The 15,652-nt window shown below is 41.1% G+C and carries 13 protein-coding genes; 4 read left to right on the forward strand and 9 right to left on the reverse strand.

Annotated elements, in window-relative coordinates; genetic code table 11:
• Positions 1-36: 36 nt before the first annotated feature.
• Complete coding sequence (locus B3209_RS10610; protein WP_296663900.1) at positions 37-933, reverse strand: aldo/keto reductase; 897 nt, start codon at positions 931-933, stop codon at positions 37-39.
• 132 nt (positions 934-1,065) lie between these two features.
• Positions 1,066-2,004 (reverse strand): flavodoxin, encoded by a 939-nt coding sequence (locus tag B3209_RS10615; RefSeq protein WP_296663903.1) that lies wholly within the window; start codon positions 2,002-2,004, stop codon positions 1,066-1,068.
• Between the two features lie 568 nt (positions 2,005-2,572).
• Here B3209_RS10615 and B3209_RS10620 point away from each other — a divergent pair.
• Positions 2,573-4,459 carry a methyl-accepting chemotaxis protein gene (locus B3209_RS10620; RefSeq protein WP_296663904.1) on the forward strand — a complete coding sequence of 629 codons (1,887 nt, stop codon included), beginning with the start codon at positions 2,573-2,575 and terminating at the stop codon, positions 4,457-4,459.
• 503 nt (positions 4,460-4,962) lie between these two features.
• Positions 4,963-6,099, forward strand: coding sequence for a sodium ion-translocating decarboxylase subunit beta (locus B3209_RS10625; protein ID WP_296690577.1), 1,137 nt, complete (start codon positions 4,963-4,965; stop codon positions 6,097-6,099).
• A 14-nt stretch (positions 6,100-6,113) separates the two neighbouring features.
• Here the strand turns inward: B3209_RS10625 and B3209_RS10630 are convergent, their stop codons facing one another.
• From B3209_RS10630 to B3209_RS10650, 5 genes are all read right to left on the reverse strand, one after another.
• Positions 6,114-6,686 (reverse strand): hypothetical protein, encoded by a 573-nt coding sequence (locus B3209_RS10630; RefSeq protein ID WP_296690578.1) that lies wholly within the window; start codon positions 6,684-6,686, stop codon positions 6,114-6,116.
• A gap of 80 nt (positions 6,687-6,766) precedes the next feature.
• A complete protein-coding gene (locus B3209_RS10635) occupies positions 6,767-7,489 on the reverse strand; it encodes a DUF4405 domain-containing protein (protein WP_296690579.1) in 723 nt (240 codons plus the stop codon).
• A gap of 269 nt (positions 7,490-7,758) precedes the next feature.
• Positions 7,759-9,114, reverse strand: coding sequence for an LlaJI family restriction endonuclease (locus B3209_RS10640; RefSeq protein ID WP_296690580.1), 1,356 nt, complete (start codon positions 9,112-9,114; stop codon positions 7,759-7,761).
• Positions 9,115-9,135: 21 nt separating this feature from the next.
• The gene (locus B3209_RS10645) at positions 9,136-10,953 is read right to left on the reverse strand and encodes an AAA family ATPase (protein ID WP_296690581.1); all 1,818 of its coding nucleotides are present in this window, start codon (positions 10,951-10,953) and stop codon (positions 9,136-9,138) included.
• A gap of 2 nt (positions 10,954-10,955) precedes the next feature.
• A complete protein-coding gene (locus B3209_RS10650) occupies positions 10,956-12,131 on the reverse strand; it encodes a DNA cytosine methyltransferase (protein ID WP_296690587.1) in 1,176 nt (391 codons plus the stop codon).
• Between the two features lie 159 nt (positions 12,132-12,290).
• Here B3209_RS10650 and B3209_RS10655 point away from each other — a divergent pair, with 159 nt between their 5' ends.
• Positions 12,291-12,500, forward strand: a complete 210-nt coding sequence (locus tag B3209_RS10655; RefSeq protein WP_296690582.1) for a hypothetical protein — start codon at positions 12,291-12,293, stop codon at positions 12,498-12,500.
• A gap of 116 nt (positions 12,501-12,616) precedes the next feature.
• Entirely contained in the window at positions 12,617-12,787 is a 171-nt protein-coding gene (locus tag B3209_RS10660) for a hypothetical protein (RefSeq protein ID WP_296690583.1), read from the forward strand.
• 414 nt (positions 12,788-13,201) lie between these two features.
• Here the strand turns inward: B3209_RS10660 and B3209_RS10665 are convergent, their stop codons facing one another.
• Together B3209_RS10665 and B3209_RS10670 are read right to left on the reverse strand one after the other, a co-directional pair.
• Positions 13,202-14,659 carry a flavodoxin gene (locus B3209_RS10665; RefSeq protein ID WP_296690584.1) on the reverse strand — a complete coding sequence of 486 codons (1,458 nt, stop codon included), beginning with the start codon at positions 14,657-14,659 and terminating at the stop codon, positions 13,202-13,204.
• A 19-nt stretch (positions 14,660-14,678) separates the two neighbouring features.
• Complete coding sequence (locus tag B3209_RS10670; protein ID WP_296690585.1) at positions 14,679-15,584, reverse strand: DUF362 domain-containing protein; 906 nt, start codon at positions 15,582-15,584, stop codon at positions 14,679-14,681.
• Positions 15,585-15,652 lie beyond the last annotated feature (68 nt).

Raw genomic sequence — 15,652 nt, forward strand, 5'->3', positions numbered from 1 at the left:
TAAAATTCCGCCAACTTAAAAAATCAGCGTCACTTTCTACCAGTTTTCATATCTTTTTCCGGTGTTCAGTTTTGAAATCTGCGCCATTTCGTCGTCAGTCAGAGAAAAATCCCAAATGTCGTAGTTTTCAGCGATGTGCTTTGGGTTTGAGCTGCCGGGAATCGCTGTGAAGGCGCTTTGAATATGCCAACGGACAATCACCTGGGCGGCAGTTTTTTTGTGGGCGGCGGCGATTTTCAAAATCACTGGATTTTCAAGGCTCTGCTTTGTGTGGCCGCGGCCGCCGAACGGATAGTAGCTTTCCATGCGGATTCCATATTTTTCGCACCAGTCACGCAACGCTGTTCCCTGATAAAAAATGTGGTTCTCGTTCTGGATTACCGCAGGCCTGATTTCAAAGTCGCGGACAAAATGCTCTACCTCGCGCGGCGTGTAAAAGTTTGAGATTCCGATTGAACGGATTTTTCCTTCCTTGCACGCCTTTTCCATAGCCCGGTAAACTTTGTCGTCGCCGCTTCCGTGCTGGTGGAGCAGGCACAAGTCTATGTAGTCAACTTTTAGTTTTTCAAGCGAATCCTCTATGTCCGCCGCTGGGTCAGACGACCACGGAACAATTTTTGTCGTCAAAAAAATCTCTTCCCTCGTGCAGAGCTTTTCCGCAATCGCACGCTGAATCGCATTTCCAACTTCCGCCTCGTTTCCGTAATATTTTGCGGTGTCAATCAGACGCACGCCGGTTTTGAGCGCGGAATAAACGGCATTCTCGCAGGTTTCGCCTGTCAAAGTCCAGGTTCCAAGCCCTGCAACAGGCATTTCGTAGCCGCTGTTCAGTCTTACAGTTTTTTCAGCTTGTCCAGCCGGTTTGCCAGATTCCGCCGCAAGTGCTGCGGTCATCGCTAAAAAAGTTCCAAAAAACAAAAGTGATTTTTTCATAAGTTTTTCCATCTTTTTGCCATTGCCTTGCGTGACAAGGCAATCTTTATTTTAGGTTTATACGAACATTGACCAGACGTATTCACTACAGGAGATTATCCTGTCGAGCCGGACAATGACAACTTTCCTCGCTTATTTCAGACCGATTTTCTTAAGCCAAGAAGAAACGTCCGCTGTCTGCGAGTGCGCCTGACCGATTCCGTCAAGAGTTTTTGCGCCTTTGCCCAAATCACAAATGCGTCTCAAGGTTGAATCGCGTCCGCTAGACCAGTAAGTGCAGAACGGAACAACGGTTTTTCCGCGCAAGTCCGCCTGCAAAAGAAAAGTCTCGACAGGATTTGCCATGTCGTCCGACCAGACAGGAGTTCCCACAAAAACCACATCGTAGCCAGAAAGATTCGGAACAGAAGCAAGCTCGCGGTGAACTCCGTTTTTTATGTCCGCCTTTGACTCGCGGCCGCACTCGTTCATATTTTTTGAGTACGGAACTTTGCAGTCAAGCCGGAACAAGTCCGCGCCTGCCTCGTCTGCAATGCGCTTTGCAAGTTTCGCGGTTGTCTCTGTAAGGCTGTAGTAAACGACGAGCTTTTTTGAGCCTGAAGAAACGGAAGAAGATTTTTCAGAAGCAGACGCAACGGATTCAGCCAGACTGAAAGCAAAAACGCTTCCGCTTGAAAGATTTTTCAGCGCGCCGCAAACGCTTTTGTCCGCAAATTCGCCGATTTCAACCGCCTTTGCAGAGCCTATGCTGTGGTCAGCGTAGGCAACGGAAATCGCCTGAAAATTCAAGTTGTAATAGACGTGCCCTGCCTTGTAAGCGGAAGTTGAAGAGTCGCTTTTGCCGTAGTCAAGCGCGGTGTAGCTGTAGAACTCGAACCCGCCGTATTTTGTCATCGAAAGGCTTTTTCCGTTTACTTTTTCTGCAAAAACTTCGGCAGTCTTGTTTTGTGAAAGATTAAGCTCGTAGGATTTTCCGCCGAATACAACGCTCATTTTTTGTGTGTTTTTAGACTGCGCAAAAATGCCGGTTGCGGCAAACAATGCAAATAAAAAAGAAACCAGTTTTTTCATGAATCGCCTCGTTGCAATTAGTTTAGTTACATAATGTAACTAACAAAGAATATAATAAACTAAATATCGGCTGTCAAGGTGATTCTATGCTGAAAAAATTATTCCGTTTATTGAAAGTACGTGCTGGCATACTGCGGAATCATTCCGTTGCAAAAAATTACCTGCGGACGATGAACGGAACTATTCCGTTTGAAGAAAACACGCCACTTCGGCTTATGAAATTTTTCGCATGAGCAGAAAATGTGCTAGGCAAAGCGTGAAACTTTTCGAACAAGCAAAAAATGCGTTGGGCAGACCGTAAAAAATTTCGCACGAGCAAAAAATGCGTTGGGAAGCTCGTAAAATTTTCTGCAAGATAAAAAAATGCGTTGGCAAGCGAATGAAATAATTTCATAACAAGAAAATACGTTTTGCCAGACAGTGCAAAAATTTCACGAACAAGCAAAAACCGCACATTACGCATTAAAATCACGCATTGTTAATTTGATATTTATTTTCTGTAAAAAATTTAAATTTTACTTGATACAGATTTGTTATAAAAATATACTGTTTGTGAGGAATATTTTTTATGGAACAAAAACTTTCAGAAACTGACAGAAAATTATTTTATGTAAAGCTTCCTTTGCTGCTGCTTTTATCTTCGTTTTCACCATTCTTGCTGGCTCCTGTCTACTTGTGTGTTTCAGGAATTGTTACAACAGAAGAGCTTACAACTATTTTGTTTTCGCCTTACACCATTCTTGCCTATGTGGTAGCGGCATTGTGTCCGTTTGTTTTTTACAGATTTCTTCGCAAAAAAATAGAAACTTATGACGGAACAGATGAAGTTATTAGAAAAATAAATCTTTTGCTGAAATATTCAGGCAAGATGCTTTTTGCAATAAATTTAGTTTTGGGAATTGCAATACCTTTTCTCGCCTGCTTTGTGATTCACTTAAAAGACACGCAGTTCGCCGCATTTGAAGGAAGCTCTCCGTACCTTTCAATCATTCTTATCTGCACGGGCTTTATGCTGCTTTACGGAATCAGCTTTTACACAATTTTCAACAGCCGCTTCGAGCACTTTTTGCACTGGCTTCCGTTCGACAAAACAGTTGTTACTTCATCAAACCGTGAACGAATCATACTGATGACACTTGTAAACCTTTTGGGCTGCTTTCTTATTATCACGGCATCCTTTTTAGTTCCCAGCGTTGCTTCTGACTCTTCGGTTTCGGGCGTTCTAAAAGTGATTTTCCCTGCGGCAGTATTCGGCTTTATTTCAGTCGGACTTACAACTTCTGTTACCGCTTACGACATAAAGAACAATCTTCAGCAAGAAAAAGCAATTTTGGGAGCGCTTGCCGAAAAGAACTACGCGATAAAGAGGGCGCAGGTTGTTACAAGAAACGACTTCGGAATCATCATAAACGACTTGAACAACGCATACAAAATCATAAGAACGATTTTTCAGGAAATCAGCAAGGATGTAAATTCCACGCTGGCTGTTTCGTCTGAAGTTTCGGAGCACGTTGACCAGTCGATTTCAGAAATTGCAAATGTAAAGAGCATTTCAGATTCCGTAAAGGACGAGATGATAAATCAAGTTGCTTCTGTTGAAGAGACAAGCGCAACTGTTGAAGAAATCATCAAGCACATCCGCCACCTGAACGACGAAATTGAAAAGCAGACATCGGCAATTGACCAGTCGTCCGCCGCAATCGAGCAGATGGTTGCAAACGTAAACGGTGTAACTTCAAGCCTTAAAAAGAACAACGGAACTGTCCAGGAACTTGAAAGCGCATCCGAAGCCGGAATGAAAAAAGTCCACATTGCAAGCGAGCTTTCCGAAGAAGTCCTTGAAAAATCTTCATTGCTTATGGACGCAAGCAAAGTTATTCAGGACATCGCAAGCCAGACAAACCTTCTTTCAATGAACGCCGCGATTGAAGCTGCCCATGCCGGTGAATTTGGAAAAGGATTTTCTGTTGTTGCTGACGAAATCAGAAAACTTGCCGAGCAGAGCAATGAGCGCGCAAAGTCAATTGAAAACAACCTTAGAAGCCTTTCTGAATCAATTAATTCTGTTGCCACAAATGCAAGCGAAGTTTCTGTTCAGTTCAACAACATTTATTCTCTCATAAAGAAAGTTCAGAACGAAGAGCTTATAATTTCAAATGCAATGACTGAACAGACTGAAGGCAACAAGCAGATTCTTGAAGGAATCAGCCGCTTAACAGAATCAACAGCAACCGTAAAGGACGGAGCTGCGGAAATGCTTAAGGGCGGCGAGCAGATTTCTGTAGAAATGAAGAATTTGAACAAAGTAACTTCAGAAACAAATGTCAAAGTAAATTCCATTAATGAATCTGTTCAAAAAGTTACAGAAACTTTGGCTGACTCAAAAGAACACGTTCTAGAAAATTCAGCGAACGTCAAGTCATTAAGCGAAAAAATGTCTGACTTTAAGTTTTAGTTTTTGCTCTTGACACTGCTCCCCTTTTACTGCAATATTACTGCAAGCAAAGGGGGAGTAGTTACTTCCTTAAGAATCAACAGCCGGCTCTTTGAGTCTGGTTCTTAGGCTTCGGTGCAAACTGAAGAAACAAGACCTTTTGCCTGATTATCCTGTTAGTTTCAGGGTGACCGGGCAAAGGGTCTTTTTTTTTGCTGCGGCGTATTTTACCAAAAATGTCATTCCCTTGCTTGATACTGCGATGTTTGCATAGCAAAATCGGTTAGGAAACTGATAATTAGCCCAAACTTCGAGTTTTATGATTTAATGTCATTATCGGGCTTGACCCGATAATCTATTGCACTTTTTTTGCAAGATTGCCGTGTCAAGCACGGCAATGACACTTAAATTACTGTTCTTATCAAAACTCGACATTCAGGCTAATTAGATCTTCGGGTCAAGCCCGAAGATGACAGTGGAAGTCAAACAGGATAATGACAATCAGTCAAAATGGAGGTTTTAAAATGGAACTGATTTTGGATTATTTTTCGAGCGGAATCGGGGCGATGACCTGGCAGAATTTTGCGATGATTGCGGTTGGCGCGCTGCTGATTTTTCTTGCGGTATACAAAAAGTACGAGCCTATGCTGCTTCTACCTATTGGATTTGGCGCGATTCTGGTAAATCTTCCGCTGGCGGTTGTGCTTGGAACTGCTGAGCATCCGGGCGCGCTTAAAATTCTTTTTGACTGCGGAATCATGACGGAGCTTTTTCCGCTTCTGATTTTTGTCGGCGTCGGCGCGATGATTGACTTCCGCCCGCTTCTTGAGCGTCCGTGGCTTTTGGTCTTTGGAATTGTGGCGCATTTTGGAATTTTTATTGCTGCGGCGGTCGCGTACTTTGGATTCAACTTCAGCGTAAACGAGGCTTTAAGCATCGGTGTTATCGGGGCTGCGGACGGTCCTACTGCGATTGTGGTTGCAAGCCGATTCGCAAAAAATCTTTTGGGGCAGATTACGGTCGTGGCCTACTCGTACATGAGCCTTGTTCCGATTATAATGCCGCCTGTAATCAAGCTTCTTACGACAAAAAAAGAGCGCACAACTAGAATCCAGGCGAAAAACAAGAACATTCCGCACTGGGTAATGGTCGTTTTTCCAGTTGCAGTTACTGTTGCGGTGAGCATTCTGATTCCGGATGCGGCGGCTTTAATCGGATTCCTGATGTTCGGAAATCTAATCCGCGAGTGCGGTGTTCTTGAAAAACTTTCGGATGCGGCGCAGAACGAGCTTTCAAACATTGTGACTTTGCTTTTGGGAATCAGCGTGGGAGCCAGCATGACGGCGCAGAATTTTCTTACCGTGCAGACGCTTCTGATTATGCTTTTGGGACTGATTGCGTTTATCGGCGACACGGTTTGCGGAATCCTGTTCGCAAAATTCCTGAACCTGTTCCGCAAAAAAGGCGACAAGCTGAACCCGATGATTGGCGCGTGCGGAATTTCCGCGTTCCCAATGGCAAGCCGCGTTGTCCAGAAAATCGCCCTTGAGGAAGACAATCAGAACTTCATCCTCATGCACGCAGTGAGCGCAAACGTTTCAGGGCAGATTGGCTCGCTTATAATCGGCGGAATTATTATGGGCGTTTTGGGCGGAATGTAAAATCAATATAATTTTTATTGATTTCCTTGCTGCTGAACATAAACCGCATTCGCAAGTTTTTTCAAGTTTTCAGCGTCGGCATTGTTTTTCATGCTTACGCTGTACATAATTCCTGGAGCGGCATCCCACCAGATGCAGATTCCAACAGAATTTCCGTTCTCATCTTTTGTCCAGTTTGCCTTTGCGTTATTGTAGCCAACTTTCACTTCTAAAGAATTTTTCCAGTTGTAGTAAAAACCTGAAATATCTTTTAAAGAAGTTTCGCCGCTTGGTTCAGCACGAGCAGTACATTCAGCATTGTTCCAAACAAAATCCATCTGGGCAAGCGAATCACTAATCACTGAATAATGAACCTTTTCCGCTACATCTGGAACAGCAAAAGCAACGCCAATTTTATTCAAAATTTCTTCCGCAGTTGACTCTTTGATTGGATTCGGCATTCCAATTACAACCGGACGGCTTTCATTCAGACCGGCATCAGAAACAGCAGAATTTTTATTGCATCCCCAAAGAGCCACCACAATGGAAGAAGCCAGCACAAATTTCGAAATTGATAAAATATTTACAGCTTTCATATATTTAAGCATACTTTAATTCAATGAAAATATGAATCAGTTTTTTTCATAATTCACATTCAGACCACCAAGCAGAAAAACGTTTCATTTTTTTATTTCAAAAAGTTCACAGCAAAATGCGAAAGCGCAATCATTCCGGCGGTCATCCCCAAATATTCCGCCACGCAGACAAAAATATTCGGCGCGGAAAGTTTCCATGCGTTCTGCCAGAAAAGATAGACGTAAAGCTGGCTGTGGACAATGCAGAAAATCCCGAGCGCGAAAATCAGAATCCACAGAATCTGAAGAATGATAAACTTTGCAGAGATTTTTCTTTTTTGGACTGAAGCGATTGACGGGTCAAGCCCGTCAATGACAGTTAATTTTCCGTCGCCAGATTTTTTACCATTTGCCGCCGCTTCAAGTTTTTTCAGCTTTGAATGAAGATGAAGCCCCAGGTGAAAGCCCATCACTAAAAATCCCCAGGAGCATGAAAAAGTGTGCAGCGGCCGGCTCCAGGAAGTCATGTTAATAGAAGAAAACGCAAAAACCGCTCCGCTCGTCATAACCGAACTGAACGCCATCAAAATCATCAGGGCAAACAAAAGCCACGCTGTCGCGCTGAATAAAATCCGCACGGAATTGTATTTTCCGCACAGCGCAGAACGGTAAAAGCCGCCGTTCAAAATGTGGTGCAAAATAAAAAGCGCAAAAAGCGCAGCCCCGAAAATTCCGTGAGATGAAAGGTTCCGCACAACCTCGTGGCTCATCAGAAAAATAAAGTCCGCGAACATTAGAATGTCGGTTATGATTTTAAGAGTTTTTTTCACGTGCATTTTGAATTCCTTTTAGCCTGCCGTTTTCAAAAAGGATAACAGAAAAATTGGAAAAGTAAAAATATTTTATAGGAATATCATGTTATGCAAGAAACGCAGTCTATATGGCTCAATTTCGAGTTTTAAATTTTAGTGTCATTATCAGGCTTGACCCGATAATCTCTTGCTCTTTTTTTAGCAAGATTGCCGTGTCAAGCACGGCAATGACAGCCTTGTTAGCATAGGAATAACTGTTTAGTAGCTGTTTTTATTAAAACCCGACATTCGACCTATATATTCCTTTCAATCAATTCAGCAAGTTCTTTCTGTAATTCAAGGCATTTCTTGTTTCCGTTTTCCAGCAGAAACTTTGTGTCCAATGTTACCGCGTGAACTGTGTGGTAGTTTTTGCTGCCGTCGTGCCAGTCGCTTGCCGCGTTTCCGATGTATTTTAGTTTTTCTTCTATATTATTATCTTCCGGCAAAATGAACACATTGAAAATATCGCCGGGATTGAACCGGTATTTTTCGCGCTTTTCTGAGTCAAAACTTTTCATGCTGGCATCTATGTACTGCGCGTAAGTAATCTGTTTTTGGATTGAGTCAGTTCCGGGAATTGAGCCGTGCACTAAAACGCTTTCCTGCCCGCTCTCGTCTTCTTCAAAATCCAGCTTGCGAAGCATTGTGTAGCTGTAATATTTTGAGTCTATGATAAAGCATTTTCGCCTGTTTTTCGCCAGAGGATTTTCTACAATCATAATTGTGTCAGGCCGCAAAGGAGCGTTCTTCTTTGGTTTTTCGTCCGGGAAATTCCATCTTGACGCGGGATAAAAGTATTCCTCTTTTTCTTTATTCTGAACATTTCCAAAAACTGAATCGACAAGGCTTTCCCAGACAACCTGAAAGCAATTTGTTCCATAGGCAGCTTCTTTTGTCTCGTTTTCAGAATCAAAACTATTTATAAAATTCAGCAGATTTTCAAAAAGCTCAATGTTAGATTCAAGATAAGTCGAGCCGATTTTTTCCTGCAAAACCTGGGCATAATATTTTCTGTTTTTTGAAATGTCATCTTCATCAAGCAGGCCTTTTTCAGGAAATGATGAAGTGTACAAAAAGCCGAAAATCTCAAAGCACTTGTGAACGCAGTATTTGTGAATCTCGGTTATAAGCTGATTTTCCTGAATGCGGTTCTTGCGGACTATAAAATCCAAAAACGTGATTCCGCTTTCCGAAACTGCAGGCTTCACACTTTTTATTGTACGGCTCCAGTTAATTTTTCCGCCGGTGGATTTTGTGTGCAAAGTTTCCTTTTCAGTATAATAAATTCCCCTGTCCAAAAAATCTTCTATTATAAAGAGCATGGACTTTACCGGAAAATCGTTTTTTATCTCGCCGTTCAGAGCAGAGACCCTCTCGCCTTTTTTGTTTAAAGTGCAAAGAGCGATTGACTTTATAAGATTCAGAATTTCGTTCCGCTCTTCCTTTTTGATTTTTGAGGAATCCAAAGCCGACACTTTTAGAGCGTACCCCATAGGAAAAGCTACAGACCGTTCCGACTGCGTGATTTTTATTCCCACAAAGTCGCTTCCGCTCTGCGCAATTTTTAGAGAAATTTGATTTTCTTTAGATAATGACTTTTCTGGCATAAGGATTTTAGGCCTTAGAAGCTACTCAGGCTGCGCAGGTTGGTCTGGAGATTCAGTCAACGGACTGTTATTCTTTTCAAGCTCTGCGGCAAAATTTGAGTCAAAACAGTTTTTAAAGGCGGCTGGGCCTTTGAAGTTTGAAAGCAAATCGCCAAAAGTTCTTATATTAGATAGAAAAATCTCTTCATGATTACGCTTAAAAATATCGTTCCAAAGATATTTAAGCACTTTGTTGGCAAAATCCGATTCAGGAATTTTTTCGGGTTTATCTGCTTCATGAATTTCTTCAGCTGTGTCAGTTTCAGATTCAGCCTTTATAAAAAAAAGCCCGAGCTGCTTGTCTTCCGCGTTGGAAAACGAAAATTTAGAATCAGAAATCTTTTCATTTATCTTGTCGCGGAAAGCTCCCCATTTTATGTTTGTTTCCCCTATTTTCAAGTCATACTGATTTTTTTGCGCATCATCTTTCATATCTTCATATTTGATATTGTTCGGAATATATTCCATTTTCCATCTGCGCTGAAAAGCATTGTCTAGCGTAAAAACATTCTGGTCGCTAGTGTTCATAGTGGCAAGAATTGAAAGATTCGGCGGAAGACGGATTGGAGTATCCAAAGTCCATTTGTCTCCGCCAACTAGTTTAGACTCAGGCACAATTTTATCATTATGATAATCATCTTCGCTCATTATAAAAGAACTTATATCTGGATTATTTATAGAATAAGTGCTGAATCCGTCTTTTTCCCTGTCAAGCAGCTGAAATAAATCTCCAAAAATTGAAGCGGCATTCCCACGATTCAATTCTTCAATTACAAGAAAGAATTTTTTAGAATGTTCTTTGTATGCGTGTTTTAAGATTCTTGTAAAAGGACCAGCCTTAAACCGGTACTCTATGCCATCATCAACAAGAGGCATAATCTGCCCGACAAAATCTGAATTTGTATAATCCGGATGAAAAACAACTCGGATAACCTGATGTTCCCTGTCATTTTCATTAGGTATAGCCGCATTTATTATTTTGTCAACTTTATGACTTTTTCCGCAACCGGGAACTCCGTAATAAATTAACTGAGAATGATTTTTTGCAAAATTCTTATTTTCAGAAGTTTCCAGTTTCGAATTTCTTAAATTTTCTATAAGTTGAAAATCTTTCCTTTTTAAAAATTCTTGTTCATCAGATAATTTTATATCGGCAATCAAATTCTTGATTTCAGTCTTTACAGAATTATCTTTCCATTTTAACTTGTCAACCAATGTATCTGAATATTTGTCTTTTAAATTTTTAAAACAATCTGAATAAATGGAATCTTTTGAAACAAAATCTGTATATCTATTTAGCCACAAAAAAAGAATAGCAAATTTTTTTATTGAACTTCCAAGATAGTTTTTATCAGCAGTAATATTTTCGTAACCGACAGGCGATACATCAATTTTTCCTTTTGCAACAGACAACAATTCTGCATGTCGTTCTGGAAATCTCAGAGACGAACTTGAATGCATCGAAGTTTTTACAACATTCACACTGAAAAAATTACTTCCAACATTATAGTCTTTTGATTCTCCAAAAGAGTTTGCAAAGTTTTTTGTGAAAAATAACTGTTCAGAATTTTCTGTTGAGAGATAAACCATACTGCCTACACATTTTATAAACAAATCTTTATCAGATTTTATTTGTGTATCGCAAGCCCGACTCATTTTCTTTTTAAATTCATCCGCTGCAAAAAAATATTTTAATTCACTTACAAACTGAGTACCACCTTGCGCTTCTATATCACCCCCAGAATAAAGTGAAGCCAACATTTTATATAAATTCAATAAAAACGTTTTTTCAAAATACATATTTATCCCTCCAAAGTTTCAACAAGAGCTTTTACAAACACCCATGCCATAACAGGCGGAACTGCATTTCCAATTACTTTGTAACGAGATTGCAATGGAATCGAATCCAAACAAAAATTATCAGGAAATGATTGAATTCTTTTTATTTCTTTAACAGAGAATCTTCTGTTTTCAACAGGATGGGTAATTCCGCAATTTTCTGGTTGAGCCGAAGCTGTTATTGTTCCGTTTATTTCACCATAAGCAAAACGTCTAAAAAATTTTGGAGCATGATATTTTTTGGGTTCGTTATAAATTTTCAAAAAACGAGGTGTTAGCTGCTCTGGCGGAACATTTTTCCAAGAACGACCTTCAAAAATATTTTTAGGCATTTCTTTAAGAGGCATATTATCCTTAAAAAATTGGATTGCACTTTTACCATGTTCACATGGACCGATTTTTTCTATCATATCCTGAGTTGTTTTTGAATATTCCCAATACTCTCCAGATTCTTCTATATCTTTCAAAATTGAGCCAAGAACCAGTTTTTCCGCAGTTTGATTTTTTTCAGAAGGTAGATTTTCACTCTTCACAATTTCATCAGCTTTCAAAAAATCAAATGGCTTTTCTTGAATTGATTTATCAATACCAACTATAAGAACTCGATAACGTTTTTGTGGCACACCATAATTGCTAGAACAAACCAATTGATGAGAAACGATATAATTCAAAGACTCCATTCTCTTTTTAATTTCATCAGGAACAGTCGTACCATCAGGCATTTTTGAAGAAAGTATTCCACGGACATTTTCAAATACAAATGCTCTTGGTTTATGCCCTGAATTTATCTTGTCTTTTAAAACGCGTTCACAAACTTCAAAGAGCGTTCCTCTTCCATTATCATCATTTACACCTTTTCTATTTCCAGCATTAGAAAAAGGTTGACATGGAAAGCCAGCAAGAAGAATATCAAAATCAGGAATTTCTGATGTTTCTATCTCTCGAATATCCCCCAACCGACATTTATCATCATGATGAAACAGTTTTAAATTTGCATTATAAGCATCAGCCGCATCAGAATCGATGTCATTTGAAAAAACAATATCAGTTGCAAGACGAACAAACTCTTTTCCTTGAAAAGAAAATCCACCAATCGCGCCTAAATCCATTCCACCGCAACCTGAAAATAAACTGCAAATTTTATAAGTATTTTTTAAGTTATTTTGATTAAGGTTCCCAAGGAATTTCGATTCTTTCTGCCCATTTAAACGAGCGTTTTTTGGGACAGAAAATGCTTAATTTTTTCAATGAAATGACGTATTCTATAGACAACGGAACTGTCTATCGCAAAGATGGATATGAAAAAAAGAGCTGTTTTTAGAAATTCAAAGCATGAATATTATCACGTTCAAAAATTTGCAGAAGGTCAGATTGAACTTGAGTCTCGCGAATTGGCTGTTTCTTTTGAAATCTCACAGCCGGTTCTAAATATGATAGATGCTGCAATTAAGAATGTGCAAAATGGAAAAGTTTCCGAACCTGTCGATTTAACGGAGTTTGAGGCTTGATTTTGCCCAATATCCGCCTAGTGAGTCCAGAAATAAATATAGAAATTGCGTTGAAATGCCGTTTTTGACGGAATATGAAATTTATGCTATACTGAAAATGTGGATAAAGCAGTAAAATGACATACGGAAAACCTGTTTCATGGCGCAATTTTCCCAATACTCCCGGGAAACGCATTCTTGAAGAAATCTTATCAACACCTCGTCCAGACTTTACGCAGTTAAACAAAGATGTTGCTGCTTACGAAAAGAAGCGTGCATATGAACGAAAAGCAAAGACGGAAAAATAATTTATTTCCACATAAAACCAAAATATGACGCTGACTACATTTTTATGTATCAGATTTTATAGGAACAAAAATGTCCATTGAAAAAAATATAAACAAAGAAAATACAACAGAAGTTGTCCCAAAAAACGCTCGTTTAAAAGAACAACTTTTCCAATTGATGTAAGCAATTGATGTAAGCAATCTACAAAGGTGTCAATTCCGCTCGCAGCAAAGATTCTATCAGGTTGATTGGCTTTACATTTTCCAAAGCAAGCGGGAAATAAACGGCATTTTCATATTCAGATTATATTGCAAAATATACCCACTTTGTTGGGCAAATATAGTTACTATATTTTAAAATAAAGTAACTATATTTGAAAATATAGTTACTTTATTCGCTCAACATAGTTACTTTATTTTTTAATTCGGAACAAATCACAGTCCGCTTGATTTTAGCCATCCGTCGATTCTTGCGTTCAGGTCGCGTCCGCCGGAATAGAAGAACTCAAACGGAAGCCCCACGTAGCTTTTTGGCAAATGCTTTGAAAGGTCGCTCACGCTGTCGCCGTACATTGTTCCGCCGTGGCTTGAAAATGAAACAACAGTTTTGCCCGAAAAATCGTAGCTTTCAAGGAAAGTATAAACTGGCATTGGAAGAGTCGCCCACCAGGTCGGGTAGCCGAGCAACACAACGTTGTATTCCGCCATTTTTGCAGCAGGGATTTTTGTCCTTAGCGGAGGACGGGTTCCGTTCATCAAGTCGCGCTGGCTCACATCATAGATTCCGCCTCGGTACGGATTCTGCATTTCAATCTCCACAAGGTCAACTTTTTCCTCGCCGAATTTTGATTTCAGGCTTTTTGAAATATATTCAGCCGCGCTTTCGGTGTTCCCCGAATAAGAAAAATACGCAACCAGCACACGAGGATTTTTCGGAATTGATATTGAAGCGACTTTTTCATCGTATTTTGTCTCAAAAACGCCGTTCCGTTTTCCGACGTTCCGCGCGATTCTGAATCCAAGATTTCTGTCTTTTGTGAGCGGATTTGAAGCAGAACGGTACGCGCTCCGCAAGTGCTTTCCAAAATCGTTGAATCCGCCGCCACGGTTCACACGGTAAACGCCAGCTGCAGAGCCAAGCGGATTCAAGACAGACTTTCCGCCAGAACGTCCAGCAACGCCCGAAGCAGAAACAGAATCGCCATACTCGCCGTAATAATCAAAAACCCACTCGCCCACATTTCCGTGCATATTGTAAAGCCCGAACGCATTCGGCGAGAGAGAGTCCACCGCGACTGTTTTTCCGCGGTTCAAGCCCGGCTGAACATTCGGATTTGTGCGCCGAACATAATTTTCTTCTATTAAATAAGGATAGCTTCCCTCGTAGTTCGCGTCTTTCGGATTGTTCCAGTTTCCTGTGCTGAAAATCGTTGTAGTTCCAGCACGGCAGGCGTATTCCCATTCCGCCTCGGTCAAAAGCCGGTAGCCGTCCGCAGCCAAGTCAACACCAACATCGGGAAATGAAATCGAAGATTTCTCGTTTTTTCCGCCAATCTTGTAAACCGCAGCCAGCCCTTCCGCCAAAGATTTTCTGTTGCAGTATTCAAGCGCGTCGTAAAACGAGACGTTCTCAACAGGAAGATTCGCGTCCTTGTTATAGCTAGGATTTTTTCCCATCAGTTTTTCGTAATCCGACTGACGGACTTCGAACGCGTCGCAATAAAAATCGTCCACCGTAACAGAATGCTGAGTCTCGTCCTCGCCGCGCATCCGCTCCGAAGCAGGGCTTCCCATCAGAAAAGTTCCGCCTTTGATTAAAATCATTTTAGATTCCGAAAAAACCGAGCCGCACAAAAGGCAAACTCCAGCCAGCGTAAAAAGAATTTTCTTCATTGCAAGCTCCACCACTTCCCTACTTCAATTCCACAAGCCGGTAGTTTCTTGTGCCGCCTCCGAGTTTTTCAAGCTGCTCGACCATTCCAACGCGATGGGCGGCTTTCCATTCGGCTTTTGTGGCGCTGTCAACATCGGCTTTTTCAATCACAAAGTCCAAAGTGCACTGCTCAAGAGCCACAATGTCGTTCGAAGCGATGATTCCGATTTTTCCTAGATTTTTTGCGCCGCGGCAATTGTCATTCGGCTCGATGTCGTCAAGAACGTTGATGAACGCCCAGTTTTTCTTGTAGTCAAGAGCGGCTTTTGCGGCGTCGGCAAAGCTTTTTTCAAGAACGTCCGCCGGTGTGCTGTGGTAGTGATTTTCGTCAGTGCCGCCTGAATGGATAATGCATTTTCCGCTGCGGTTTGCAAGGCAGAGCGAAATGTTCTTGATGTTTCCGTCAAAAGCCGGAAGCATGTGAAGCCTAACGCGGAAAACCGAAATCAGCGTGTCAAAGCCTGCGAATTCTTTTCCAGTGCGCGCGTATTTTAGAAGATTTCCGCCTTTCAAAGGCAGGTTGATATAGTCGCTGTCGCTCACCATAACGCATTTTCCGATTTCCGTAAATCCGTGCCGCCTCGCATACGAAAGATTCATCTCCGAAGTGCGCCTGTTTCCCGACAAGCCGTTTCCGTCAAACATAGTGCCGCCGGTCGTCCTAACAAGGTCGCGCAAAAGCTCAGGCTGCAGAACTTTCTCGTCAGGTCCGCCAAAGCTCACCTTGATTCCCACGTTCCCCTCGATTTTCTGGTTCAGCGCGCGGTAAACCTTCATAAGCCCCGCGGAAGAAACGTCGCGCGTAAAATAGACAATGCTCTGATTCTGGGCGAAAATTCCGGCAGCAAAAAGCAAAGCCAAAAGTGTTGAAAGAAGTTTTTTCATATAATCTCACCTCGAAAAAGATTTTCTTTTTTAGTTTACTTCGTTTACAACCCGGATTGCATTCAAAC

The sequence above is a fragment of the Treponema sp. UBA6852 genome (assembly GCA_002449305.1).
Lineage (GTDB): Bacteria > Spirochaetota > Spirochaetia > Treponematales > Treponemataceae > Treponema_D.